Below are 24,794 nucleotides of genomic sequence, written 5' to 3' on the forward strand. Positions count from 1 at the left end.
CTGGGGAGACTTCCGGCGTTTCGGTGAGGGGGGGTGGTGTGTCCGCCTATTTGGTGAGGCCGTCGCGTTTGGCCTGGTTCCAGTAGGCGTATTCGGAGCGGTTGAAGTCGACGTATTCCGGGGAGAGGTCGGTGGTGTAGACGGTGTATCCGGCGTCGCCCATGTTGAGGTCGATGCGAACGGTGAAGGCTTGGGCCAGCACGGCTTCCCGGAGGTTGTCGGACGGGGTGTCCGTTTGAAGGCCGCCGCGGCAGGCGGGGAGTCCGGCGATGTCGACGTCGATGAGTTCTTCCCGGACATTGGCGCGCGAATAGCCGACGGCATGGACGATGCGGCCCCAGTTCGGGTCGTTGCCGTTCCATGAGCTTTTGACAAGCGAGGATTTGGCGACGGCTTCGGCGACTTTGCGGGCATCGGCGAAGGTGCGGGCTCCTTCGACTTCGACGGTGACGAATTTGGTGACGCGTTCACCATCCTGTACGATGTGGAGGGCCATTTCGAGCATGACGTGGTGGACGGCGTCGCTGAAGGTTTTCCAGTCCGGCGTGCCGGGGCGGACGGTGACACCGGATGCTCCGTTGGCCATGACGAGGACGGTGTCGTTGGTGCTCATGTCGCCGTCGATAGTGATGCGGTTGAAGGAGGTTTCAACGGCGTCGCAGGTGAGTTTTTCGAGATCGGGGCGGGCGACGGCGGCATCGGTGGTGAGGAAGCAGAACATGGTGGCCATGTTCGGGCAGATCATGCCGGCGCCTTTGCAGCATGCGCCGAGGCGGACGGGTTTGCCCTGAAGGGTGATTTCAACGGCAATTTCCTTTTCGCGCGTGTCGGAGGTGATGATGGCGGAGGCGACGTCGTGGCCTTTGTCGGGGGCGAGTCCGGCTGCGAGTTCGGGGAGGCGGGGTTCGATGCGCTGCATGGGCATGGGCAGGCCGATGACGCCCGTGGAGCATACGGCGATTTCACCCTGCCTGATGCCGAGTTCCTTGGCGACGATGCGGCATTCGCGGCGGGCTACATTGATGCCCTCAACACCGGTGCAGGCGTTGGCATTGCCGCTGTTGGCGATGATGGCGCGGATGTCGTTGCGGCGGATGTGGGACTGGCTGACGCGGACGCAGGCGGCGCGTACTTTGTTGGTGGTGAATGTTCCGGCGGAGGTGGTCGGAAGGGTGGAGTAGAGAAGGGCGAGGTCGAGGCGGGTGGCAGTCGGTTTTTTGATGCCGCAGCTCAGGGCGTTGGCGACGAATCCCTGCGGTGCGGTGACTCCGCCCTCGATGGTTTTCATGTTGTTGTTCGGCATGATGATGGATGTTGTGCGGAAGAAATGTGCCACAAGGGGTATGGCTGTGCAAGGCGAAAATGCGGGTTTTACGGCTGTCCGTCTGGAACGGGTTCGGCAATGGGAGTTTCCCCGTTTGTTTCCGGGTTGGCGGCAGGCTGCTTCTCCTCAGTGGCGGGGCGTTCTTTCAAGAGGGTGCGAGAGTCGTCCCAGATGAAGTTTTCAAGCCGGATGCGGCGGGCGAGGTTGGCCGCATCCTGCGCGCGGGGGCCGCTGGTGTTGGCCAGGGCATTGGCGATGGCGAGTGCGGCGATATGGTTGCCCTGCTGCTCAAGGAGGTGGATGGAGGAGAATCCGGAGAGGTAGTACCAGTACCAGTGCTGGCGCGGGGCGCTTTCGAGGGCGGAGGGGTCGTGCGCCATGATTTGCTGGTAGTCGGCAAGGGCGGATTCGGTGTCTCCGGCTTTTTCGGCATACTGGGCGCGTTGTGCGAGTCCCCGGAAGGTCCAGGCGAGTGGGAGGTCGGTCAATTCGAGGAGTTGCGTGCAGAGGTCGCGTGCCTTGGTGAGAGCTGCCGGGTCTTTTTCGGCGAGAGTTTGCCATGCGTCCGCCTTGGTGGAGAGGGCGAGGGCTTTGTCACCCGGTTTGAGGGTGGCGATGAATTCGTCGCTGAGTTCGTTGAGGGCTTCCTGAATTTTGCCCATGCGTTTGAAGATGGAGGCGCGTTCGATGGCGGCGGCGGGTGCGTAGTTTCCGCGCCGAGCGACGCATTCGCGGAAGAGGTCGGCGGCGGCGGCGAGGCTGGAGGAGGTGTTGACCTTGGCGGCGGCTTTGCCGGCGAGGAAGGTGGCGGCATCGCGCAGGGGCGATTCCGGGTAGCTTTCCATGAAGGTGGTGAGGGATTGGAGGGCGTCGCCGTAGCGTTCGCTGCGGTAGAGGAGGTCTCCGAGTTTCAGGTGCAGCGCCGCCGCCGCTTCGGGATCGTTGATTTCCTGCAGGGCTTTGCGGGTGGCGGCGATGGCTTCGGGGTACTGGGTCTGGGCTTCTTCCAGCGCAATGCGGAGCAGGGCGCGGCGGCGGATGAGGTTTTTATCCCAGTCCGAGGTGTCCATGCCGTCCAGCCGTTCCATGTAGGTGCGGGCGCGGCGGGGGCTGGAGGAGCGAAGCTGCTGGACGAGGTCCATGTGTGCGCGGGCGACATCATGCCGTATGGAGGGCGACGGCGGTTTGACTTCAGGTGTTGCACTTCCGTTCGTGCCGGATGGCGCGGGCTGAGTGTCGTAGGTTTTGATGAAGCTTTCGAGTGCCTTGCGGGCATCTTCCTGTTTGTAGTGGGAGAGGAAGTGGGCGCGCTGGTATTGCAGCCGGGCATAGAGTTCGGGATCGTTTTTTTCGGCTTTGGCGAGGGCGTCCGCCTGGGTCGTGTGTCCGTCCATCAGCGCCGCGAGGGCGGTGTTCATGGTGGTGGCAGCCATCTGGCTGTCGTTGGCGAGGCTCCGCGCTTCGGAGAATGCGGCTTCGGCTTCGGCATACCGGCCTTCCCGGTAGGCGATGTATCCGCGCTGGAAGAGGGCGCGTGCGGTGTTCATGGACGATTTGTCCATGAGTTTTTTGGCTTCGTCCACCTTGCCGTCGTAGATCAGCCACTGGACTCCCATGAGCAGGAGGTTTTGCGTGGCTGCGTGGCGCGGCGCGGCCTCGATGCCTTTCCGAACGAGGGCAAGGGCATCCTCCCTGTTGTTGCGGAGATAGTTCTGTTCTGCCAGATGGAGGCGGGCTATGGGGCCGAGGTTGGCGTTCTTGCTTTTTTCCCATTCGTGCAGTTTGGCCATCATGGTGGGATCGAGAGCGAAGGCGTCGTTGGCCTTGAGGATGGCGAAGGCTTCCGGCAGGAGGGTGGAGTTGGGGGTGGAGTCGATGAACTGGCGGATGGTTTGTTCCCCGGCTCCGTTGTTGTCGCTGATGTCGGCATCGTCTGCTGCGGCCGATGGGGCAGGCTGGTTTTTCGCCCGGCTGATGCGGATGCAGGCTTTTTCGAGTTTGGCGCTGTCCTTGATGAAGTCGGTGTTGCCTTTGGTGTCGATGAGCTCGTTGCAGAGTTTTTCGGCACGGTCGTAGTTTTTGAGGGCGGTTTCCTTGCGGATGTCCAGCAGGGTGGCGACGGGGCGCAGGCTGGCGGCCAGTTTGTCGGTTTCTTCGGCTTTCAGGACGGCATCGAGCAGGGGCTGGACATCCTTGAGGTCGCCGTTGTCCAGCTTTTGCTCGGCGAGGGCAAGCTGAGCCTTGGTTTTGAGTTCTTTGTCATCCAGCGCGATCATGCGTTGCAACGTGTCGGCGAGGACGTCCTGATCTCCGGCCTGCCGCGAGACGTAGGCAAGAGCCTGCAAGGCGGCTCCGTAAAGAGGGTCTTCCGCCGGGATGGAAGCCAGAAGAGGCTCGGCCTCAACATAGCGTCCGGCCTTGGCGAAGGCGAGCCCCGACCAGTACGCAGGGGATTTGCCGTCAGGCAGAGCGGCATACAGGGCGATGGCTTCGGCCGCTTTGTCGTTGCGGACGTATGCTTCCGCAAGGCGCAGGATGATTTGTTCGCGTGCCGCATCGCTCAGGTCTTTTGTTTTGAGCGCTTTGTCGAAGTGGATGACGGCCTGGGAGGCGAGGTTTTTCTGCAAGGATGCGAGGCCCGACTGGTAGGAGCGGTTCTTTTTCAGTTCTTCCTGTGTGGCTGCGGCATCCTCCGGAGCCGGGGCAGCCTGAGCCGGGGCAGGGGCTGGCGGAGTTTCGGCTGCCGGGAGTAAAGGGATCAGCGAACAGAAGGCCGGAAGGGCGAGCGTGGTGAAGCGGAGCATGGAGGGGGAAGAAAAATAGTGCTTATTGTTGCGTCAGCAGCCGGATGTAGCGTTGCCCGGAGGCCGTGAGGACAGGCTCTTTGCTGGAACCCTGGACGCGGTTGACGGTGCGGTAGAGCTGGGAGAATGGGTGGGAGAGAGCTTTGACGACGGAAGGTTTGTCGACGGTTTCCGGCCGGGGTTCGACGCGGATGGGTACGCCGCCGCCGGTGAAGGAGATGTCGATGGAAGCAGGGGTGCGGACGCCGTTCGGGTTGTGCCACAGGAAGGGGTAGCGTTTGAGGAGGTCGGGCGTGCCGGTCCACGGGATGCGGACGCGGTACTGTTCTTCCATGGATGCGAAGAGTTTTTTGAGGTCGAGCGGCTGGCCGTTGCGGCAGGCTTGAAGGACGGGTACGGGGTCGAAGCCTGCGAGGTTCATGCCGTTGTACCTGCCGTGTTTGTTCGGCGTGGCAAGTTTGAGGCTGTCGTAATAGTTCTGGAAGTTGCTGTTGAGGAGCAGGGCGAACTCTAGGTGGAGGTGGGAGCGTTCGCGGTTGAGCCCCACGCCGCTGTGGCCGAGTATGCCGATGGTGTTCCCCGTGCCGACGGCATCGCCCGCCTTGCAGGTGACGTCGGCAAGGTGGGCGTACAGGCTGTAGATGCTGCCTTCGGGAAGGCGGTGTTCGATGACGACGTAGCGGCCGTAGTTGCTGTCTCGCGGATTGCTTGAAGCATGGACGACGGTGCCCGCTGCGACGGGGCGGACGATGTCCAGCGGTTCGCCCTGCGCATCCCTCTTCACGGGTTTGATGTCGATGCCTTCATGGAAGTGGGTGGCGACGGGGCCTCCGGCAGGCGTGCGGACGATGGTGCGGGTGAAGCCGTAGGAGCCTCCCTGCCAGGGTTTGGATTTGACGCCTTCGAAGTTGCGGTCCACATACATGAAGAATCCTTCCGGATCGTTGCGGAAGAGGGCGTCGTTTTCCGTCGGCAGGCGGAAGACGGTCTGGGAAAAGGCTGGGAGGATGCAGGCGGCACCCAGTAGCAGGCGGAGCAGTCCGTTCATGGCGGAAGGAGTTATCCCTGGGGCGATTCGATTTCTTCGATATCCGGTCTCGTCAGCGGGGAGGAGGGCTTGGCGGGCTGCGCCTGAGGTTTGGGGCGCGGCGGGCGCGGGTCTTCCTTCAGGTAGCGTTTTTCCTCGATCTCGGGCTGGGCGGGTTCGACGTGCTTGCTGATCATGTAGAGGTCGTAGCCGTTCAGCCCGTTCCAGATGACGAGCTTGCCGTCCGTATTGGGTTCCTTGATGACAAGAGGTTCAAAGCTCAGCCCGGCGACGGTGGGTAGAATATGCTTGCCGATGCTGGCTTGCGTCATGGTATTGAGCCGCATTTGCATTTCAGGCTTGGCTTCAAGTACGACGCAGTAGGAACCGTCGGGATTCAGGAAGGAGGCGAATTTCTGGAAATGGACGAGCGAAAGGAACGGCGACCTGTCGTAGAACCGTCCCTTGTGTTTGACGACGAAGTTGGAGCCGCCTTCGCCGCCGTCAGCCTCAAGGTGGAATCCCACGGGGTAGGGGCGGCTTTCACAGGATACGAGGGCGCAGATACCCAATGCAGCTGCGCTCATCAGCAGGCTCAAGCTTTTCATGGGATGGATTTTACACGAGGGATAACGTTTTGTGAAGCCAAATTTCGGATAATAGCGGCTGTCCCGGAGGTGCGGGGAGTCTGAATGCCGGTCCGGACGCGGCGTATGTGCGTGCCGCGAAAATATCGATGCTGCCGCGCGTTCGACTTCACTTTTCCACCTTTTTATTTAAGAATAATTCTCGAAACGATGATGGAGAACGAACGCCATATTCGCATTCGCGGAGCGCGGGTGCATAATTTGCAGAATGTCGATGTCGAGTTGCCGCTCGGCGGGATTACGGTGGTGACGGGGCCTTCCGGCTCCGGCAAGACGAGTCTGGCGATGCATACGCTGTATGCCGAGGGGCAGCGGCGTTATATGGAGACGTTTTCGCCGTATGTGCGGCAGTTCATGGATCGTATGGACAGGCCGGATGTGGATGCCGTGGAGAATATTCTTCCGGCGATTGCGCTGGAACAGCGCAATTCCGTCAAAAATTCCCGTTCGACGGTCGGTACGATGACGGCGATGAACGAGTATTGGAAGCTGATTTTTTCCCGGATTGCCGTGGGGCATGACGAGAACGGGCGGCTGGTGCGCCCGGAGACTCCTCTTTCCGTGGCGACCCGGCTGGCGGAGGAGTACGGGAGCGAGGCGGATGTTTTGGTCTGTTTTTCCGTGCCGGTGGTTGGGACGTTCGACGAGATGCGGCAGGCGTTGATGGGGCAGGGGTATGTGCGCCTGCGAACGAAGGACGGTGTGTCGAGGCTGGACGAGATGCAGGAGGACGAAGCGGCCACGGGGCTGCCGGAGTTCGATGCCGATGGCCGATGGCTGGTGGTGCAGGATCGCGTGCGCCTGCAGGGCAACGGAGATTTGCAGCGGTTGATGGAGGCGGTGGAGACGGCGATGCGCCTCGGCGGAGATGTGGTTCATGTGTTCCCCCGGACGGAGGACGGCTGGGGGGCGATTGAGTCGTTCCGGGGGGACTGGTTCCCGCTTCTCGAGCCGAGGCCCGGCCTGTTTTCCGGGAATTCGCCGCTGGGCGCGTGTCCCGAGTGCAAGGGGTACGGGCGCATGATCGTGTACGATTATCTCAAGGGGCTGCGGCCCGAGCTGAGTATCCGGCAGGGAGCGGTGAAGGTGTTCGAGTCCGAACGCATGCAGGAGTGCCGCGAAGATCTCGTGAGGATCGGGCGCCGCACGAAGAAGGTGCGTGTGGATGTGCCGTGGAGCGAGCTGACGGAGGCGGAGAAGGAGTGGGTGGTCGAAGGCGAAGAACACGATATCGAGAAGGCGACGGCAGGTGATTTGTGGTACGGTATCAAGGGGTTTTTCATCGAGATGGAGCGTTATACGCACAAGATGCCCATTCGCGTGTTCCTGAGCCATTACCGGATTTACAGCGAGTGTACGGCTTGCGGAGGCGGCAGGCTGAGGCCGGAGGCTCTGCGGTTTACCGTGGGCGGAAAGACGGTGCCGGAGGTGCTGGCAATGCCGATGGATGAGCTGCTGGGCTGGATCGATGTGCATATCATGCCCGCTGCGGATACGGACAAGGCTTTGCTGCAGGTGGCGCGCGAGCTGCGGAGCCGCGTGGCGTATCTGAACGAGGTTGGCCTCGGCTATATCACGGCGGATCGTTTGACTCGTACGCTGTCGGGCGGCGAGATCGAGCGCGTGAGTCTGACGACCTGCCTCGGCGCTGCGTTGACGGATACGCTGTTCGTGCTGGACGAGCCGACGGTGGGGCTGCATCCGCGCGATACGAGCCGCCTGATTTCCGCCATGCAGCGGCTGCGGAAGCGCGGGAATACGCTGGTTGTGGTCGAGCATGAGGAGGCGGTGATGCGTGCCGCCGATTATCTGGTGGATATGGGGCCCGCGTCCGGCTCAGGCGGGGGCAGGGTGGTGTATGCGGGGCAGCCCGAGGGTATTCTGTCGCTGGAGGAGTCTGCCACAGGGCATTTCCTTTCCGGAAGCCGTTCCATCGCCGTGCCGAAGAAGCGGCGCAAGGCGAAGAAGCAGCTTTCCATTCGGGGGGCGGAGTGCCACAATCTGCACGGGCTGGATGTGGATATTCCGCTCGGAGTCTATACCTGCCTCACGGGCGTGAGCGGTTCGGGCAAGAGTACGCTGGCACGCGAGATTCTGTATGCCCATGCCTGCGTCCATTTCGGCACGGCTTCCGAGGAGGCTGCGGGGAAGGTGGCTTCCGTCAAGGGTTTCGAGCATGTGGAGGAGGTGGTGCTGGTGGACCAGAGCCCAATCGTGCGTACTCCCCGTTCCACGCCTGCGGTTTATGTGGGCATGTTCGAGGAGATTCGCGCGCTGTTCGCTCTGGAGCCTGCCGCCAAGGCGCGCGGGCTGACTGCGGGCTATTTTTCTTTCAACAGCGGGGATGGCCGCTGCCCGCGCTGTTCCGGCCTCGGTCAGGAGAAGGTGGAGATGCAGTTCCTTTCCGATATTTTCGTGCCCTGCGCTTTGTGCGGCGGCACGCGGTACAGGGAGGAGGCTCTCGGGCTGAAGTGGAACGGCATGAATATGTCCGAGGTGCTGGCTCTGGATATCCGGAGTGCGCGGGAGGTGTTCGGCAGGGTGAAGAATGCCCGTGCGGTGCGGGTGTGCCGGAAGCTGGATATTCTTCTGAGCGTGGGGCTGGGCCATCTCGGCCTCGGGCAGCCGCTCAATACGCTGTCGGGCGGCGAAAACCAGCGGCTGAAGCTGGCCAAGATTCTGGTGGATACGTTCGGGCAGGAGTCGAAGAAGGGCAAGCTGCTTGTTCTGGACGAACCGGGAACGGGGCTTCATTTCTCCGATCTGGAAGTGCTGCTTCAGGTTTTTTACAGGATGGTGGAGAGCGGGCATTCCCTGCTGGTCATCGAGCATAACCTGGAGCTGATCAAGTGCGCCGACCATGTGATCGATCTCGGCCCCGAAGGCGGGGCGGGAGGAGGCCGCATCGTGGCGCAGGGTACGCCGGAGCAGGTGGCGGAAGCGGGTGCAGGTTTTACGGGCGCATATCTGCGGCCCATGCTGGGGATGGAGTCCGGCGATCTGCTGGCGGCGGAGCCGGAAGCGGTTGATCATGAGGAGGATGTGCCGGAGGGGGTGATCGCCCTGCGCGGCGCGCGCCACCACCAGCTCAAGAATATCGATGTGGATATTCCGCGCGGAGAGATGACGGTGATTACCGGGCTGTCTGGCTCCGGTAAGTCCACGCTGGCTTTCGATATCGTTTTCGCCGAGGGGCAGAGGCGTTTCCTCGATGTGATGTCTCCCTATGCCCGCCAGTTCACCGAACAGCTCGAAGTGCCGGATATCGACCGCCTGACGGGGCTGCCGCCTACCGTTGCCATCGAGCAGAACCGTTCGCGCGGCGGTACGAAGTCCACCGTGGGTACGGTGACGGAGGTTTGGCAGTTCATGCGCCTTCTGTATGCCAAGCTCGGCACGCCCCATTGCCCGTCTTGCAAGGTTCCGGTAGGCAAGCGCGGCGAAGAGGAGCTGCTGGCGATGGTGGAACAGAGGCTGGCGCAGAACGGAAGCCTGATGCTGGCCGCCCCCGTGGTACGCAACCGCAAGGGCCATTACGCCGATCTGGCCCGCTGGGCGGAGGGCAAGAAGTATCCTTATCTCCGGGCGGACGGCAGGCTGGTGAAGCCTTCCGAGTTCGTGCCGCTCGACCGCTATTCCAATCATGATGTGGATATTGTGACCGCGTTGCTCGGCGAGGGTGACGATGTGCGCCGCGCCGTGGCGCATGCGCTGGAGCTGGGAGACGGTTTCGTTCGCCTGCTGGCAGGCAAAAGGGAGGAGCTGCTGGGAACGAAGCTGGCATGCCCCTGCTGCGGCGAGAGTTTCCCGGAACCGGAGCCTTCGACCTTCTCGTTCAATTCACCGCGCGGCTGGTGCCCGACCTGCCGGGGGCACGGGCGCATTTCCGAAGCGCGTTTCGACAGCGATAAGGCGAATTCGGAGCTGGAAGCCGAATTGCGCTTCGACCGCGATGTCGAACGCGCGGCAGGCAAGGACACATCCGTGCGCACCTGCCCCGATTGCCGCGGCCTGCGTCTGAGTCCGTGGGCTCTCGGTGTGATGCTGCAAGGCCAGGGAATTGCGGATGTGGGCAAGTTGAGCGCGGTGGAGGCTCTGGATCTCGTCCGCTCATGGTCATTCGATGGGCGCGACGGAGAGATTGCCCGCAATGTGGTGGCGGAGATTTCGCAACGCCTCGATTTCCTGCAGCGGGTAGGCCTCGGGTATCTGTCGCTCGACCGCAGTGCGACGACGCTTTCCGGCGGGGAGACGCAGCGCATCCGTCTGGCTGCCCAGCTCGGGTCGGAGTTGCGCGGGGTGCTGTATGTGCTGGACGAGCCGACGATCGGTCTGCATCCGCGCGATAACGACCGCCTGCTTTCCACGCTCGACGAATTGAAGCAGAGAGGAAATACTCTGCTCGTGGTCGAGCATGATGAGGAGACGATGAAGCGTGCCGACCATTTGATCGACCTTGGCCCCGGCGCGGGAGTGCATGGCGGCGAAGTCGTGGCTCAGGGTACGTTCCGCGAGCTGGAGGCGATGGAAGATTCCGTGACGGGTCTGGCCCTTCGCGATAAGCCCAGGCATCCCTACCGGGGCGCATGGCGCGGGGTGAAGGATGTTCCCTTCCTCGAAGTGAAGGGATGTACGCTGCACAACCTCAAATCGGTGGATCTGCGCGTTCCCCGTGGCCGCCTGACGGTGCTGACGGGGGTGTCCGGCGCAGGCAAGACTTCTCTGGTGACGGGGACGCTCGCCGTGGCCGCACGCGATGCAGCGGGACAGAAGGCGACGAAGGAAGAGCGGGCAACGTGGAAAAGTACGAAAAATCTGAATACGGTGCGTGCCGTGTATCAGGTGGATCAAAGCCCGATTGGGAAGACGCCGCGTTCGACTCCGGCCACTTACGTCGGCCTGTTCGACGAGATCCGCAAGCTCTTTGCCATGTCCGCCGATGCCAAGCGGCTCGGATTCGATGCGGGGCGGTTCTCGTTCAACACGTCGTCCGGCAATTGCGAGGCCTGCAAGGGTACGGGCATGGAAAAGCAGGAGATGGATTTTCTGCCGCCCTGTTCCATCCCGTGCGAGACGTGCCGCGGCAGCCGCTACAATTCACGTACGCTGCAAGTGCGGTACAAGGGAAAGAATATCGCCGAAGTGCTTGATATGAGCATGGAGGAAGCCGCCGAATTTTTCGATTCCCAGCCCCGGCTGGCCGAACCTCTCCGCCTGCTGTGCGAGACGGGGTTGAGCTACCTGACACTCGGGCAGGCGTCGAACACCCTGTCGGGCGGGGAGGCGCAGCGCATCAAACTCGTTTCCGAGCTGATCAAGGGTCGCCGGGCAGCCATTCAGGCCGTGAAGAAGGGGCGTGAGCTGCCGCAGGATCTGTACCTCATCGAGGAGCCGACGATCGGCCTGCATCCGAAGGATGTCCGGCTGTTGATCGATGTGCTGCAACGCCTCGTCGAACTGGGTAATACGGTGGTCGTGATCGAGCACAATCTCGAGCTGGTCGCCGAGGCCGATTACGTGATCGACGTAGGCCCCGGAGCCGGCAGCGAAGGCGGAACCATCGTGGCGGAAGGTTCCGTGAAAGCGGTGGCCCGCAGCAGGAAGAGCGTAACTGCTCCGTTCCTCAGGCAGGAACTGGAGGGATGAAAAGGGAGGTGCGCCCGATTACTTGGAATCGGGCGTATCGGTGTCGACAAGATGGGATACCTTCTTGCTCATTTGCATATGGCAGGTATCGAGATTGAAGCTGACGCCCTGCTGGTCGAATTGGATATGCACGCCGCGTTTTCCGCTGGCGACCAGATCGGCCAGAGGCGCAGGCTTGCCCCCTTCAACCCAGACCCAGATTTTGTCCTGATGGTCGGTGTTTTGAGGTGCGCCGAGATAGGTGAGCTGTTCCCATGTTTTGCCGACAGTCAGATCGTCAATGCGGCCTTCAAGAAAGGAATCTTCCTGAAGGCTGTGGATGAGACAGCAATAGTCCGTTTTATCGTCGATGTACCGGAAAAGTACTGTCGGATACAGCATGACATAGCTGTAAAGAACCAATATGCCGATACCCAGTGTCCGGGCCAGAAAGGCTGTGACCGGCCTCAGCCGTAAAAACCCGGGGGCCATCATGGGTGCTACCAGAAGGACTAGACCGCAGAAGATCAGAATCGCTTTCATTCAAGTTACAATATAGAGAGTGTTCGGTGTCTGTTTTTTGATGGAAAACTGCCGAACGGGTGCTGTTATAGTAGAGTTTGGCGGTTGCGTCAACTGAAATTTCACAATTTTGCACAACTGTGTGCAGTTTTAATCTGGCTATATATATAATGTCTGTGAAAGATTCTTTGTTTTGGTTTATTTTTCTTGCAATTCTTTCATTTTAAGTGATTAGATTTTGTTATAAAAAGAGCGGGGTGATAGATTTGTTGCGAGCGAATCCGTGTCATACTGACAGGTGATTTCCTGTTTCAGGCGGAATCACCCAGCCAAACCAGCAATTTTTCCGCCCATGCGCGGGAAATGCCGGGCAGGGAGGCAACTTCGTCCGGCGTCCTGCTGCGGAGGTTGGAAACGGATTTGAAGCGTGAAAGCAGTAGTTCCTTCCGCTTCTGACTCATGCCGGGGAAGGCGTCGAGACGGCTTTCCTTGACGCGTCGGCGGACGAGAAGCTCGTTGTAGTTGTTGGCGAAGCGGTGGGCTTCGTCGCGAATGCGCTGCATCAGTTTGAGCGCGCCCGTTTCATGGTCGAGCCGCAGGGGGGCGCTTTCTCCGGGAAAGAAGATTTCTTCGTGCTGCTTGGCGAGGCCGATGACGGGCATGTCGGAGAGGCCGACGCTTTCCAGCTCTTCCATGGCGGCGCTGAGTTGCCCTTTGCCGCCGTCCACGATCACGAGATCGGGAACCTTGATGGGAGCCTTGCCTTCCGCGCTCAGCTGCTTCAGCCACGCATAGGCGGACATGCCTTCCGGTTTTTCATGGATGGCGGCGCTCTCGCGGAGAATGCGCGAGTACCGGCGGCGGATGACCTCGATCATGGAGGCGAAGTCGTTCTGCCCGTCTACACTGCGGATGCGGTAGCGGCGGTAGGCCTGGTTATCCGGCCGTCCGTTGGTGAAGCGCACCATCGACGCGACGATGTGGTTCGAGGAAAGGTTGGAAATGTCGAAGCATTCCATGATGGCGGGCGGTTCGCTCATGCCGAGGGCTGCTCCCAGCTCGGCGAGGTCGTGATCCGGGCGCACGGTGCCGGGCAGGTCGGGTGAGCCTTTCGTGAATCTCCGCGCCGGTTCGAAGGTTTTGACAAGGTTCTCGTGGATATCCCGGAGGACGGCTGCCTTTTCGAAATCGAGCTTGTCGGCGGCCTCCATCATCTCGTCCCGGATGCCGTCCAGTACGTCCTTGCGGCCGCGCCCTTCGAGCAGATCCATGGCGGCCTGGAAATTGGCTTGGTATTCTTCCGGAGAAATGCGGTTGATGCAGGGGGCGGAGCATTGCCGGATCACATCGGCATGGCAATGCTGGTATTCCTTTTCTCCGGGATGGCGGGCGGTGCAGGTGCGGAGGCGGTAATGGCGGTTGATCCATTCCAGCGTTTCCTTCAGGGCCGTAGCATGGGCGAATGGACCGAAGTAGCGGGCCTTGTCGTCCTTTTTCTGGCGCACGAGCGTGAAACGGGGAATGCGCTCGTGGCGGGCGGCCTTGAGCAGGTAAAAGCGTTTGTCGTCCCGGAACTGGATATTGTAGTGGGGGCGGTAGTCCTTGATGAATTTCTGTTCCAGAAGCAGGGCTTCCTGATCGCTGCGCGTCTCGTAGTAGTCGAAGGATGCAATGGAGGCGATCAGGGCGCGGGTCTTGTGATGCTCCAGCGTTTTGCGGGAGGGCGAGAAGTAATTGGCGAGCCGGCGCTTGAGATCCTTGGCCTTGCCGACGTAGATGATGCCGCCCGCGCCGTCCTTCATCAGGTACACGCCGGGGCGGTGGGGCGTCGCGCGCCATCGTTCCTTGAGTTCGGCCTTGGTCATCCGGGGTTGATTATACCACAGGGAATTCCGGCGGGCAAAGCCCTCTTCGGGGCATACGGCGCGGATGGCGGATTTCCCTGTAAGAACGGTCGCCGGCAAATCGTACCATACAGACAGGTATCGCTCTTGATTCCTGCGGAACTTACGCTATACTAACCGAACACGCCATGACATCCGTCCCCGTACTAGCCGACACCATTACCTGGGATCTGCACCAACTCTTTGACAAGGGTGGGTTTATCATGTATCCGTTGCTGGCATTGTCTTTCATTGCCACGATCATTTTCTTCTTCTGCCTCTGGAATACGCGCAGCGGAGCCGTGCTGCCGCACCGTTTCGTCAGCGAGGCGGAGCTTTACCTTCGCAAGAAGGATTACGCCGGTACGCTCGCCCTTTGCAAGTATAACGATTCCAGTATTTCACGCACGCTTCAGCTCGTCGTCATGTTCCTGCAGCGCAATCCGCGCGCCAGCATCGATGAAGTGCGCGAAGTGGCGAATGCCGAAGGTTCCCGCCAGGTGAACATCCTGACGCGCGTTATCTCGTGGCTTTCCGACATCGGTGCGATTTCTCCGATGCTCGGCCTGCTCGGTACCGTGATCGGCATGATGAAGACCTTTATCGAGCTTTCCAACCGCGAAGTCGGGGCCGGGCTCCAGTCCGCAGAGCAGGGGCTGCAGCAGCTGCTGGCCGGAGGCATGTCCGAAGCGTTGATTACGACGGCGGGCGGCCTTGTGCTGGGCATTCCCTGCATGCTGGCTTATGTGTTCTTCCGCAGCCGCATCCAGAAGCGCATCACGGATATGGAAGTGGCGATGACTCACCTGCTTTCCGTCATTTCCATGCAGATGGACCGCGAACAGCGCCTCGGCGTGGCGACCCTCGCATCGCCTCATGTGGAATCTCTGGATGACGACGATATTTAATCCCCAGCCTCCTTTCCGTTCATGAAATTTCGAGCACGAGTTCCCGAACCCATCGGTTTCCAGCTGGCCCCCATGCTGGACATCGTGTTCCTGCTGCTGATTTTCTTCGTGGTGACGCAGACCTTCAGTCTGTATGAACCGGATCTGAAGGTGAAGGTGCCTTCGGCGGAGCAGGCGACGGAAACGGCGCGCCATAATCCGAACGAGATCATCATCAATGTGCGCGAGGACGGCACGGTGACCATTAACCGCGAGCATTTCAAGGACAAGGATCAGCTCTACGCCAAGCTGTATAACAGCGCACTGCTGGACAAGGACCAGACCATCCGTATCCGAGGCGATGCGAAGACGGAATACCAGAAGATGGTGGACGTGCTGGATGCCTGCACGAAGGCCGGGTTCTGGAACGTATCGTTCTCGACGAAAAGAGCTGTTCCGGCTCCATAACACAACATTGACCCCAACCCGGATATCATGAAACAACAAGCTTCTTTCCTTTTCTCCTGCTGCATGGCACTGCTTTCCTGCCAGGGTTTGCATGCAGCCGATTCAAAGACGGAACCCGATACGGTTGTTGTGACCATCAAGGGCAAGGCTCCCCGCACGGTGACGGCGAAGAGTGTGCCCGCTCAGGTGTACAGAGATTCCTGCAGCGGCCGTGCCGAAGCTTCCGAAATCACCCTCAATGTGCATGAAGACGGCTCGGTGACGATCGACGGCGAGCGCTTCAAGGACAAGGACCGGCTCTACGCCCACTTGCGCGAAAGAGCCATGCAGGACCAAGATCAGACAATCCGTATCCGAGGCGAGGCAAAGACGGAATACCAGAAGATGGTGGACGTGCTGGATGCCTGCACGAAGGCCGGGTTCTGGAATGTATCGTTCTCGACGAGAAAGGCCGTTCCTGCGCCGGTACTCGTGACGCTGGAATTGCTGCGCGACGGCTCCGTGCTGGTGGACGGCGAACGCCCCGCCAGCCGGGAAGAACTGGTCGGCAAGTTGAAGGCTCTCCATGAGGAGAACAGCCATGCGTCTTTCCGTATCACATCAGCGCCGGATGTCCGCCATGCCCATATGATGACCTTGATGGAGGATCTGATCAAAGCCGGAATCAAGTCAGTCCAATTACCCAAGTTCGACGAACCTTCGTAAATCGCCTCCTTCTGTCCATACGGAATGATTCATATACCTTTCAGCCCTTGCATCACGCCATGAAGTACCGTTTCCTGATTTCCAGCGTTGCCGCCACCGCCGCCGGGCTTCCGGCATGGGCGCAGTATGCGTCGCCCGTCGCCGAGGCCGTGGAGGATGAACAGACTCCTCTTGTCGCCAACCGGGAGGCCGACAGCATGGCGATAGCCGAGCAGATGTATGCCCAGAGCCAGACGGCGGAGTTGCGCGACCGCCCCGTTGAGCGCGGCGACCTGCTGAGAAGGGCCGCTTCGCTGTTTGCCGATTTCGCCGCCCGGTATCCGCAATCTTCGCAGCGTTCCAAGGCCTTGTATTATCAGGCCGCCTGTCTGATGGAGATCGGCGACGTACCGCAGGCCAATCTGGCGCTGGCTGAAATCGCGACCAGGTATCAGGGCCGGAACGATGAATTCGCATCGGCCGCCGCCTACAAGCTCGCCTCGCAAAGTGCGGACGAAAAGAACTGGAGCAAGGCCGAACGGTACTACACTATTGCCTTGCAGAACACGACGAAACCCGAACTGAAGGCAGACATTCTGTTCCGCCTCGGCCGCACCTACACGGAGATGGGCGACCAGAACCGCGCCGAAACCATGTTCAGGAACTTGCTGGCGACGCCGGGAGTGTCTTCCCAGCTCGTGACGGCCGCCTTGTCTTCTCTGGGGCCGATCTATGTGGCGACCAACCGTTTGCAGGAGGCCTACGACTGCTATGTGCGCCTGTGCGGCCAATCCGGGCTGGACGACAAGCGGCGCGGCGCGGCGACGCTGCAGGCAGCCCGCCTTGCCTCCCAGCTCGGCAAAACGGCCGATTCCCAGCAATTGTATGCCCGTCTGGCGTCGATACCCGGCATGTCCGGCTACGTTTCCGAAGGCTCGATGGAAGGGCTCGTCGCCCTGTACCGCGACAAGAATTATGCCGAAATCGTCCGCCGGGCGCAGGCCGGCATGCAGCCGCTCGGCGATCCCAGGCTGGAAGCCCGCCGGTGCCTCATCATCGGGCAGGCATTCATGCATCAGAAGCAGTATGCGCCCGCGATGGAGTATTTCGGCATGGTCGAACAGGCTGCCCCCCAGACGGAAAGCGCGCTTGATGCCGCCTACAGAAGGCTCGTCTGCGCGCAGGAGTCCAACAGCTTCGACTTCCTGCCTCTGGCCGAGCATTATTTGCAGCAGTACGCCGCCTCGGCTGCTTTTGCCGGGAATCCGACGAACGATGTGGTGCGATTCATGTATGCCGACCGTCTGCTTCCGGTGAATGCCCCCGAGGCCGTCCGCCAGTATGGGCTGGTCAATGTGGATAACCTTCCCGAAAATGCGCGGCCCGATGTCGCCTTGAAAAAGGCGTGGGCCATGAGCCAGTCGAAGGACCCGGCGGATGCCGAAAAGGCCGCTGTCGAACTGAGCGATTTCATCAACAAGTACGGCAAGGACAAACGCGCGGCGCAGGCTTACCTGTACCGTGGCGAGCTGTATTACAAGTCGGGCAAGGAAGACCTGGCTCTGGCCGATTTCGAGAAAGTCATCAACAGCTACGGCAAGACGATGGCCGCCGCGACGGCATGGCAGCGCGCTGCCCAGATTTGCGCCCGCAAGGATCCCGACAAGATGATCCGCTATTATCAGGGGCTGCTGGAGAATTTCCCCCAGATCAAGCCCGCCGCGACCAGCGAAGCCCATTTTGCCGTGGCTCAGGCCCTGTACGAAAAGGACAGGGCGGCTGAAGCCGTGCCTCATTTCCAGGAAGCCCGCACCATCAACGGCGAGAAATACGGTTCCCAGGTGGGCATGTACCTCGCCCTGTGCTATTACAAGCTTCAGGATTCCGACAAGTTGCTTGATGCCATGGAGGCGCTGGAGCAGGAGAACAGTTCCACCTTCCAGACGCTTCCTCTGGCCATTCACCGTTGGCTCGGCTGGAAGTGCTACCAGACCGGAGACTATGAAGCGGCGGACAAGTATTTGACCATCGCCGTTCAGCGGCCAGATGCCACGGCCAAACCGGCGGACGTTCAGAAGGCCGAGCCCGTCGTATGGAAGACGCTGGCGAAAGCCCGACTTGCTCTGGGCAAGTATCATGACGCGTTGAAGGCTGTGGACCAGTATCTCGGCATGGAGACGAAACCTTATTCCCGTGCGGATGCCATGCTGGACCGTTCTGCGATCCTTCTCGGCCTCGGCAAGACGGCCGAAGCCCGCAAGGTGGCGGAAGAAGCCATTGCCATGGGTGTGGAAGGCCCCCTGAAGGCTTCGCTCCGGCTGGCTCTCGGGGATGCTTCCTTTGCCGAAAAGAAGTATGGCGATGCTGCCAAGTTCTACGGCACCACGGCAGAATTGTTCGTATCGGACAAGGAATTGAAGCCGAAGGCATTGTATAAGGCTGTCCGCGCCCTGATGAAGGACAACCGTCCCGAAGAGGCAAAGAGGTTTACCACCATTCTCGAAGAAGAGTTCCCCGGCTGGCGTCCGGATGCCAAAACGGAAGCTTTCATGAAATGACCGGAGGAGGTACGGTCGCGTATTAAGCCATGTTGCCCAGTTCATCCAATCGGCGCAAGCGGTGGTACGATGTCTTCAGCAGCGTACCGCATTGGATCAAGTATGCCCTGATTCCGCTGGGCATCCTGCTCGTCCTGTTTTTTGCGGTAGTGATCGTTTTCTCGTGGCGCGCGAGCCAGTACGATCTGGCGCACGTGCTGGACGCTCCGATGAACAGCGCCATCTACGATGCGGAAGGCCGCTGCATTTCCGCTCTGGACGATAACGAAAGGGTCAATATCGCTCTTGCCGATGCGCCCCAATATCTGGTGGATGCCTTTATCGCCCGCGAAGACGAACGGTTCATGGAGCATGGGGGTATCGTCTATACCTCCGTTCTGCGTTCCATTCTCAAGAACATTTCTTCCTTCTCCTACGAGCAGGGAGCTTCGACCATCACCATGCAGTTGGCACGCAACGTGTTCGACCTGCGTGCCAAGACCATCGACCGCAAGCTGCTTGAGATCGCCATTACCAAGCGCATCGAAGAGGCGTACGACAAGAAAACCATTCTGGCAGCCTATTTGAACCGCATCTATTTCGGGCAGGACTGCTACGGCGTCGCTCAGGCGGCGCGCACGTATTTCGGGAAAAACGTCGGTTCGCTCAACCTGTCGGAATGCGCCACGCTGGCCGGGCTTGTCCGAGGGCCTTCCTACTTCAATCCCATCCGCAATCTCAAGGCGGCGACCCGCGAACGCGATGCTACCCTGAAGCGCATGTATGAGACGGGCAAGATTTCCGAAGCCCTCTACGAGAAGACGAAAAAGGAACCGATCGTCGTTCACCGCCTCGACAAGGGTTCTTACTGCTCGTATATCGTCATGTGGGTGATTGACGAGCTTGAAAGCCTCTGCGGCGAAGTGGGTACGGAGAGTTCCGGCATTCGCGTGCATACCAGCCTGAACCTTCCCCTGCAGCAATTCATGGAGCGCAAATGCGAAGAAACGCTTCAGTCGCTCGAAAAGAATAAAATCTGGGAGGGTCTGCCCAGGAGGAGCAAGGGACATCTTGACCGCTGCGTGCAGGTTGCCGCCATGTGCGTGGAGACGCGGACGGGCAACGTGTTGGCCGTGATCGGCGGCCGTTCGCCGCAGGACGGGCAGACGCGCTGGCTCAAGGAGGTGAAACCGGGCATGGCTTTCGCGCCCGTCGTCAACTGCCGCGCAAGTGAGAAACAAATCAACATCATTGCCGATGCTCCGTTGCAGACGGGGCGCGCCCTTGGCCACAAGTCCGTGCTGGATGCGTGCGCACGGCTTCACCTGCCGGGCAATCTGCCCGAGAGCGACGAGCTGTATCTGGGGGAATTCTCCTTGCCGCTGATCGATCTTGCCCGCAGCCTGTATTGCATCCAGAACCGAGGCAAGTATTTTCCTCTGCAATTGATTCAACAGGTTTCGAGCTTTGGCGATACGCCTCTGTACGTCAATACGCAGCAGCTCGACGCCAAGGAAGTGGTGCCGCGCGAAGCGGCTCGCAATGTGGCATCGTGCCGGCCTTTCCGGACGGATGAGACGAACCGCACGATGAATATGAACATTACCCTTCCCGGACAGGACGGCCAGTGGGTTTCCATGGCCGGGCGCAGCGTGACCGTTTTCCTGTGGCTGGGCTTCGATGAGGCAACTCCCGAAATGTACGACCGCAAGGGTTTCAAAAAGCTTCTTTCCGAGACGGCTGCCAATCTGGCGGAACAGATCTATACGGAAGCCAAAAATACGCTTAACACCAAGAAAAAATGATGATTCCACAGCAAGCACTCACCGTTGCCATCGATACGGCCAAGGCCGCAGGCGCATTCCTGAAGCAGCATTTCCATGACGATAAGCATGTGGATGAAGCCTCTCAGCACGACATCAAGCTGGAGCTGGACAAAATGTCCCAGGCCCTGATTACCGAGCGGCTGCTGGCGGCATTCCCGGACCATGCCATTCTCGGTGAAGAAGGCAAGGAAGGCGATCCCTCTTCCGATTACGAATGGATCGTCGATCCCATCGACGGTACGGTCAACTACTATTACGGCATCCCGCTCTACTGCGTTTCCATCGCCCTGCGCTGCAGGGGCGAGCTGATCGTCGGTGTGATCTACGATCCGAATCTCGACGAATGCTGGTATGCGGAGAAGGGAGGCCCCGCCTATCTGAACGGCAAAGTCCAGCATGTTTCCCGCCGCACGCAGATGTCGGAAGCCATTGTGTTCATCGGCCACGGCAAGACGGACGGTTCCAAGGAAAAAGGCCTGCGCCGCTTCGCCCACGTTTCGGGCCAGGTACGGAAGGTTCGCATTATCGGCACCGCCGCGCTGGCTCTTGCCTACATCGCTTCCGCACGTTTCGACGCCTATGTGGAAAGCATGGTTTCCATCTGGGATCTGGCGGCAGGCAAGCTCATCGTCGAGTGTGCCGGAGGCCGTGTGGATTTCGAGCCTTTCACCGAAGGCGGAGAGCAGGGTTCCATCATCGCGTGGAACAACGCCATACCCATTGTCGAATCTCTCGGCGATTAATTTTCGATACATGTGACGGCATGAGCGATTGCGTGACATTGTGCGGCTTCGGCTATGATATTCACCGCTTCTCGGTGGAACCTCGCCCGCTGTATCTGGGGGGCGTCCGCATTTCGGAGACGAACGGGCTTGACGGGCATTCGGATGCGGATGTGCTGTGCCACGCCATTGCGGATGCCGTACTCGGTGCGGCGGGATTGCCGGATATCGGCTACTGGTTTCCTCCCGGCGATGCCGGGTGTGCGGGTATTTCTTCTCTGCTGATTGTGGCCAGGGCCGTTGAGCTGGTTGAGGAACAGGGTGGTCGAGTGATCAATGTGGATGCTTCTCTGATCGCCGAAGCTCCGAAGATCATGCCGCATGTGCCCGCCATGAAGGATGCCTTGTCCGCCGTGCTCCATGTGTCCGGCAGGCGCGTGGGCATCAAAGCGACGACGAATGAAAAACTGGGTGCTCTGGGCCGCCGCGAAGGTATCGCAGCCATGGCGGTTGCGTCCGTCCTGATGCCCGAATAAATTCCATGGCCTGCTCCTCCCGTTCTCTGGATCATCTGCCTTCTCCCGAAGAAGCCGCCGGATTTCTTGTGCGGCGACTGGCCGGGCAGGGCAGGACGATCGCCACGGCGGAGAGTTGTACAGGAGGATTGATTGCGGAAAGCCTCACGCGCATTCCCGGTTCATCATCCGTGTTCGGGTATGGCTGGGTGACGTACGCCAATGAAGCCAAGCACGACCTTCTGGGCGTGCCGTGGGATATTTTGAATGAATTCGGAGCCGTCAGCGAACAGACTGTTTGTGCCATGGCTTCCGGTGCGAGGTTGAGGGCCGATGCCGATTTTGCCGTTGCGGTGAGCGGCATTGCCGGCCCCGATGGAGGTTCTCCGGGAAAACCAGTTGGCACGGTATGGATTGCATGGGTGCGCCGCGACGGTTCCGTGCATGCTGAAAGATTGTTGCATCCGCTGCCCCGGCAGGAGTTCCGTGCCATGGTGGCCTCGTATGCGTTGATGTCGCCTTTTCTTGATGTATAGACCGATCCGGTAGAAAAGTACTGGTCCTGTATTTTGTTTTTTGCATACAGCAGATTAACAATCCGCATTCATTGATTGAATGTAATAATTAATTGTATTTCATATAATTATGATGCAAAATGAAAATATGCAAACACATTTGCATGTGGATGGGAATCGTCTCGTGGTCTTAATATCCTGATAAAAAGGATGCTTGCTTTTCCAATTGACAGCGGATTGTTAATCCGATAGCATTAAGAGGTTCACTTTTATTGATATGAAACCTCACTTGTTTTTCCATATAGCCTGTTGTACGGCCTTTTTGGCGACTTCTGCCGGAGCGGCAACACTCGTCATCGATCAGGGCAAGGTTGATTCCTCGTCGATTTCTTCAGCTACCCAGACAATTACGGCGCCTATGGCAGGCGCAACCGGTACTTATGTCTCCATCGGCTCGAATACATCCGGAGCAACGATGGGCCGCGATTCTTCGATTGCCCTCGGTATCAGCAATATTGCGCAGAGCGCCAATGCCACCGACAAGCAGGGTATGGCCTTTTTCAATGTCGGCGGATCAAACTCGTATACCAATCTGTTCGGTTTCGCTTACAATTACACGGGTACGACCTTGACTTTGTATGCCGGGGGATTCAGCGAAGGGTGGAAATCTTTTGCCATCAACGATTTTTCATCGACATCCTCATTGACTTTCTTCTTTGATTACAAGACGGCCGTTGGTGCGACCAAGGGGTTCTTTTATTCGGTCGACGGTGGAGAAGTGCAGAATACCGGGATGACCTTCAGCGGCAGTTTCCGTTTCGGCAATACCTATGTGTCGCAGATTATGCTTGGCAACCGCGATGCATCCGGCAACGGTACATGGGCTTCCAACAATACATCAGGCGGAAATATCGGTACCATCGTGCGGGGGAATTTCACGCTCGATTTCCTGAAAGGGTATGATCAGAATCTGACCCTGGCGGAAAAACAGAAGCTGGCTGACAAACCGGTGCCCGAAGCATCGACGGCGGCATTGGCCCTGTTCGGCCTGTCCGGGCTGATGCTTCGCCGCCGGAGGCGGCAAGCATGAGGGAGATTTCCGTCCATATTTCAATATGGGCGTAAATACCCTCTTTCGCGTTGATTTTTCTCCTGAAAATGTGATATCTTACCAAAAGAATTATGAAATATTCGTTATTTGCTCTCTCTCTGCTGGCCTGTTGTGCGGCTGTGTCGCATGCGGCCGATCTCGGCAATGTCGCTTTCATCGGCGATTCCATCACGCACGGCGTACAGAACGGTAGTTACCGGTTCGATTTCTGGAAGATTCTGGCCGACAACGGAACGGATCACCGTTTCGTCGGTGTGAATTCTGGCAATTACAACTTTAGCGGCTCATTGACGTACAAAGGGCAAACATTCAATAACGTTCATTCCGCAGGCTCCAGCTGGCGCACCTACCAGACGAGCGGCGATTACATGAACAACGGCCACAAGAACGGCATGGGGCCGAATACGCTGCCTGCCGGCGGCTATATCAATAACTGGCTGGGCATTTCCGATTCCCGCACGTATGACAAGGTGCCGGGCGGTACCTTGTCCCAGGGACAATACCTCAACGGCAGCGGCGCCGTGACCAATTATACGGGCAAGACGATGACGGGGAACGATACTCCCGATACGTTCTTCATCATGCTGGGGACGAATGATATGTATTCCGACGGTCTGCTGAAGAACGGCTATGAAACGACCTTCAATTCCCTGAAAAATATCGTTGAGGCCGGTAGACAGGCCAATCCGAATGCCAATTTCGTGATTTTGTCGATGCCCAGTATCGCTTCCAAGGCCGGTACGGAGACGGGAAATGTGGTGACGCCGGAATACAACAGTTATGTGCAGTCCCGCCTTGGTGAATTGCAGGATGCCTCGGGCAATTCGAACGTGTCGTATGCAGATATCAACAAAGGGATTACGACATCGACCGGTTACCTTCATACGGGCATGTGCCTTGCCGACAAGGTTCATCCCAACGAACAGGGCAATCTGATCATTGCCGGAAATCTGGCCAAGGCCATGGGCTTGACCCAGAGGACGGCCGGGCTTGAGCGCAAGGAGGCGGGCCAACTTGCCTCGCAGGTGAATCTGACGACCAAGACTCCGGTGATTACGACGACGAAGCCGGACGGCAGCATTTCCTCGGCCGTGTTTACTGCCAATAATCCGGCGGCATACAGTGTGTCCGCATCGGGTACGGGACTTGTGTTTGCCAAGGCCAACGCTGCGGCCGCATCGAGCATTTCATCGATGTGGCAGGCCGGAACGCAGTTTACCGTTTCGTTGAGTTTGAAGATGGCGGCCAAGGGCGATCTGAACAACTATTTTACGGTGTGGTTGGGCAACGGGGTTGCCAATGACGGTTTCCTGAAAGTTTATGAAGACCGCATCGAATGGGGCTATACAGGGTCAACGGTTCTCTATGTTGCCGATATGACGACCGATTTCAGCAATCTGACCATTTCCTATCTCGACGGTTCGTCGGGTGCGGCGGCCGGATATTATGTCTGGCTGGGCGATCAACTCATCGGTGAAGCCAAGACCACCGGTGGTGTTTCCGGTAAGACCAATCGCCTTTTGCTCGGGGCATTTACCAGCGGGCAGGCCTGTTACGGGGAAATGGCATTCGTGTCGTTCGATACGCTGCACGCCTATGCGCCCATTCCGGAACCGGCTACCGCCGTTCTCGGGCTGGCGGGTTGCTTCGTGTTCTGTCTGCGCCGCCGCCGCGTGGCGTGATGGGTTTGTTGACGG

The 24,794-nt window shown here is 59.3% G+C and carries 17 protein-coding genes; 11 read left to right on the top strand and 6 right to left on the bottom strand.

Annotated elements, in window-relative coordinates:
• Window positions 1–46: 46 nt before the first annotated feature.
• From argJ to PYTT_RS12175, 4 genes are all read right to left on the bottom strand, one after another.
• Complete coding sequence (argJ, locus tag PYTT_RS12160) at window positions 47–1,288, bottom strand: bifunctional glutamate N-acetyltransferase/amino-acid acetyltransferase ArgJ (RefSeq protein ID WP_245741040.1); 1,242 nt, start codon at window positions 1,286–1,288, stop codon at window positions 47–49.
• An 83-nt stretch (window positions 1,289–1,371) separates the two neighbouring features.
• Complete coding sequence (locus tag PYTT_RS12165) at window positions 1,372–4,128, bottom strand: tetratricopeptide repeat protein (protein WP_067777483.1); 2,757 nt, start codon at window positions 4,126–4,128, stop codon at window positions 1,372–1,374.
• Between the two features lie 22 nt (window positions 4,129–4,150).
• Window positions 4,151–5,176 carry a murein hydrolase activator EnvC family protein gene (locus PYTT_RS12170; protein ID WP_067777484.1) on the bottom strand — a complete coding sequence of 342 codons (1,026 nt, stop codon included), beginning with the start codon at window positions 5,174–5,176 and terminating at the stop codon, window positions 4,151–4,153.
• Between the two features lie 11 nt (window positions 5,177–5,187).
• Window positions 5,188–5,763, bottom strand: a complete 576-nt coding sequence (locus PYTT_RS12175) for a hypothetical protein (protein WP_067777485.1) — start codon at window positions 5,761–5,763, stop codon at window positions 5,188–5,190.
• Between the two features lie 189 nt (window positions 5,764–5,952).
• Between PYTT_RS12175 and uvrA the strand changes: the two genes are divergently transcribed.
• The gene (uvrA, locus tag PYTT_RS12180) at window positions 5,953–11,448 is read left to right on the top strand and encodes an excinuclease ABC subunit UvrA (RefSeq protein ID WP_245741041.1); all 5,496 of its coding nucleotides are present in this window, start codon (window positions 5,953–5,955) and stop codon (window positions 11,446–11,448) included.
• An 18-nt stretch (window positions 11,449–11,466) separates the two neighbouring features.
• Here the strand turns inward: uvrA and PYTT_RS12185 are convergent, their stop codons facing one another.
• Both PYTT_RS12185 and PYTT_RS12190 read right to left on the bottom strand, forming a co-directional pair.
• Entirely contained in the window at window positions 11,467–11,829 is a 363-nt protein-coding gene (locus tag PYTT_RS12185; RefSeq protein WP_067777486.1) for a hypothetical protein, read from the bottom strand.
• 431 nt (window positions 11,830–12,260) lie between these two features.
• Window positions 12,261–13,913: an excinuclease ABC subunit UvrC gene (locus PYTT_RS12190; RefSeq protein ID WP_245741042.1), complete on the bottom strand. Its 1,653-nt coding sequence runs from the start codon at window positions 13,911–13,913 to the stop codon at window positions 12,261–12,263.
• 68 nt (window positions 13,914–13,981) lie between these two features.
• Between PYTT_RS12190 and PYTT_RS12195 the strand changes: the two genes are divergently transcribed.
• The 10 genes from PYTT_RS12195 (at window position 13,982) to PYTT_RS12240 (ending at window position 24,779) form a co-directional block, all read left to right on the top strand.
• Window positions 13,982–14,740, top strand: coding sequence for a MotA/TolQ/ExbB proton channel family protein (locus tag PYTT_RS12195; protein ID WP_067777488.1), 759 nt, complete (start codon window positions 13,982–13,984; stop codon window positions 14,738–14,740).
• Window positions 14,741–14,761: 21 nt separating this feature from the next.
• Window positions 14,762–15,187 carry an ExbD/TolR family protein gene (locus PYTT_RS12200; protein WP_067777489.1) on the top strand — a complete coding sequence of 142 codons (426 nt, stop codon included), beginning with the start codon at window positions 14,762–14,764 and terminating at the stop codon, window positions 15,185–15,187.
• A gap of 27 nt (window positions 15,188–15,214) precedes the next feature.
• Window positions 15,215–15,892: an ExbD/TolR family protein gene (locus tag PYTT_RS12205; RefSeq protein WP_067777490.1), complete on the top strand. Its 678-nt coding sequence runs from the start codon at window positions 15,215–15,217 to the stop codon at window positions 15,890–15,892.
• Window positions 15,893–15,951: 59 nt separating this feature from the next.
• Complete coding sequence (locus tag PYTT_RS12210; RefSeq protein ID WP_067777491.1) at window positions 15,952–18,429, top strand: tetratricopeptide repeat protein; 2,478 nt, start codon at window positions 15,952–15,954, stop codon at window positions 18,427–18,429.
• A gap of 29 nt (window positions 18,430–18,458) precedes the next feature.
• Window positions 18,459–20,213, top strand: a complete 1,755-nt coding sequence (locus tag PYTT_RS12215; RefSeq protein ID WP_067777492.1) for a transglycosylase domain-containing protein — start codon at window positions 18,459–18,461, stop codon at window positions 20,211–20,213.
• Window positions 20,210–20,977 carry an inositol monophosphatase family protein gene (locus PYTT_RS12220; RefSeq protein WP_245741043.1) on the top strand — a complete coding sequence of 256 codons (768 nt, stop codon included), beginning with the start codon at window positions 20,210–20,212 and terminating at the stop codon, window positions 20,975–20,977. The genes PYTT_RS12215 and PYTT_RS12220 overlap by 4 nt, the downstream gene beginning before the upstream one ends.
• A gap of 20 nt (window positions 20,978–20,997) precedes the next feature.
• On the top strand, window positions 20,998–21,492 hold the full coding sequence (ispF, locus tag PYTT_RS12225) for a 2-C-methyl-D-erythritol 2,4-cyclodiphosphate synthase (RefSeq protein WP_067777493.1): 495 nt from the start codon (window positions 20,998–21,000) through the stop codon (window positions 21,490–21,492).
• Window positions 21,493–21,497: 5 nt separating this feature from the next.
• Window positions 21,498–22,007: a CinA family protein gene (locus PYTT_RS12230; protein ID WP_083076950.1), complete on the top strand. Its 510-nt coding sequence runs from the start codon at window positions 21,498–21,500 to the stop codon at window positions 22,005–22,007.
• 256 nt (window positions 22,008–22,263) lie between these two features.
• On the top strand, window positions 22,264–23,076 hold the full coding sequence (locus tag PYTT_RS12235) for a PEP-CTERM sorting domain-containing protein (protein ID WP_141675880.1): 813 nt from the start codon (window positions 22,264–22,266) through the stop codon (window positions 23,074–23,076).
• 92 nt (window positions 23,077–23,168) lie between these two features.
• Entirely contained in the window at window positions 23,169–24,779 is a 1,611-nt protein-coding gene (locus PYTT_RS12240; protein ID WP_071133515.1) for an SGNH/GDSL hydrolase family protein, read from the top strand.
• Window positions 24,780–24,794: the final 15 nt, after the last annotated feature.

The sequence above is a fragment of the Neoakkermansia glycaniphila genome, from assembly GCF_900097105.1.
Classification (GTDB): domain Bacteria; phylum Verrucomicrobiota; class Verrucomicrobiia; order Verrucomicrobiales; family Akkermansiaceae; genus Akkermansia; species Akkermansia glycaniphila.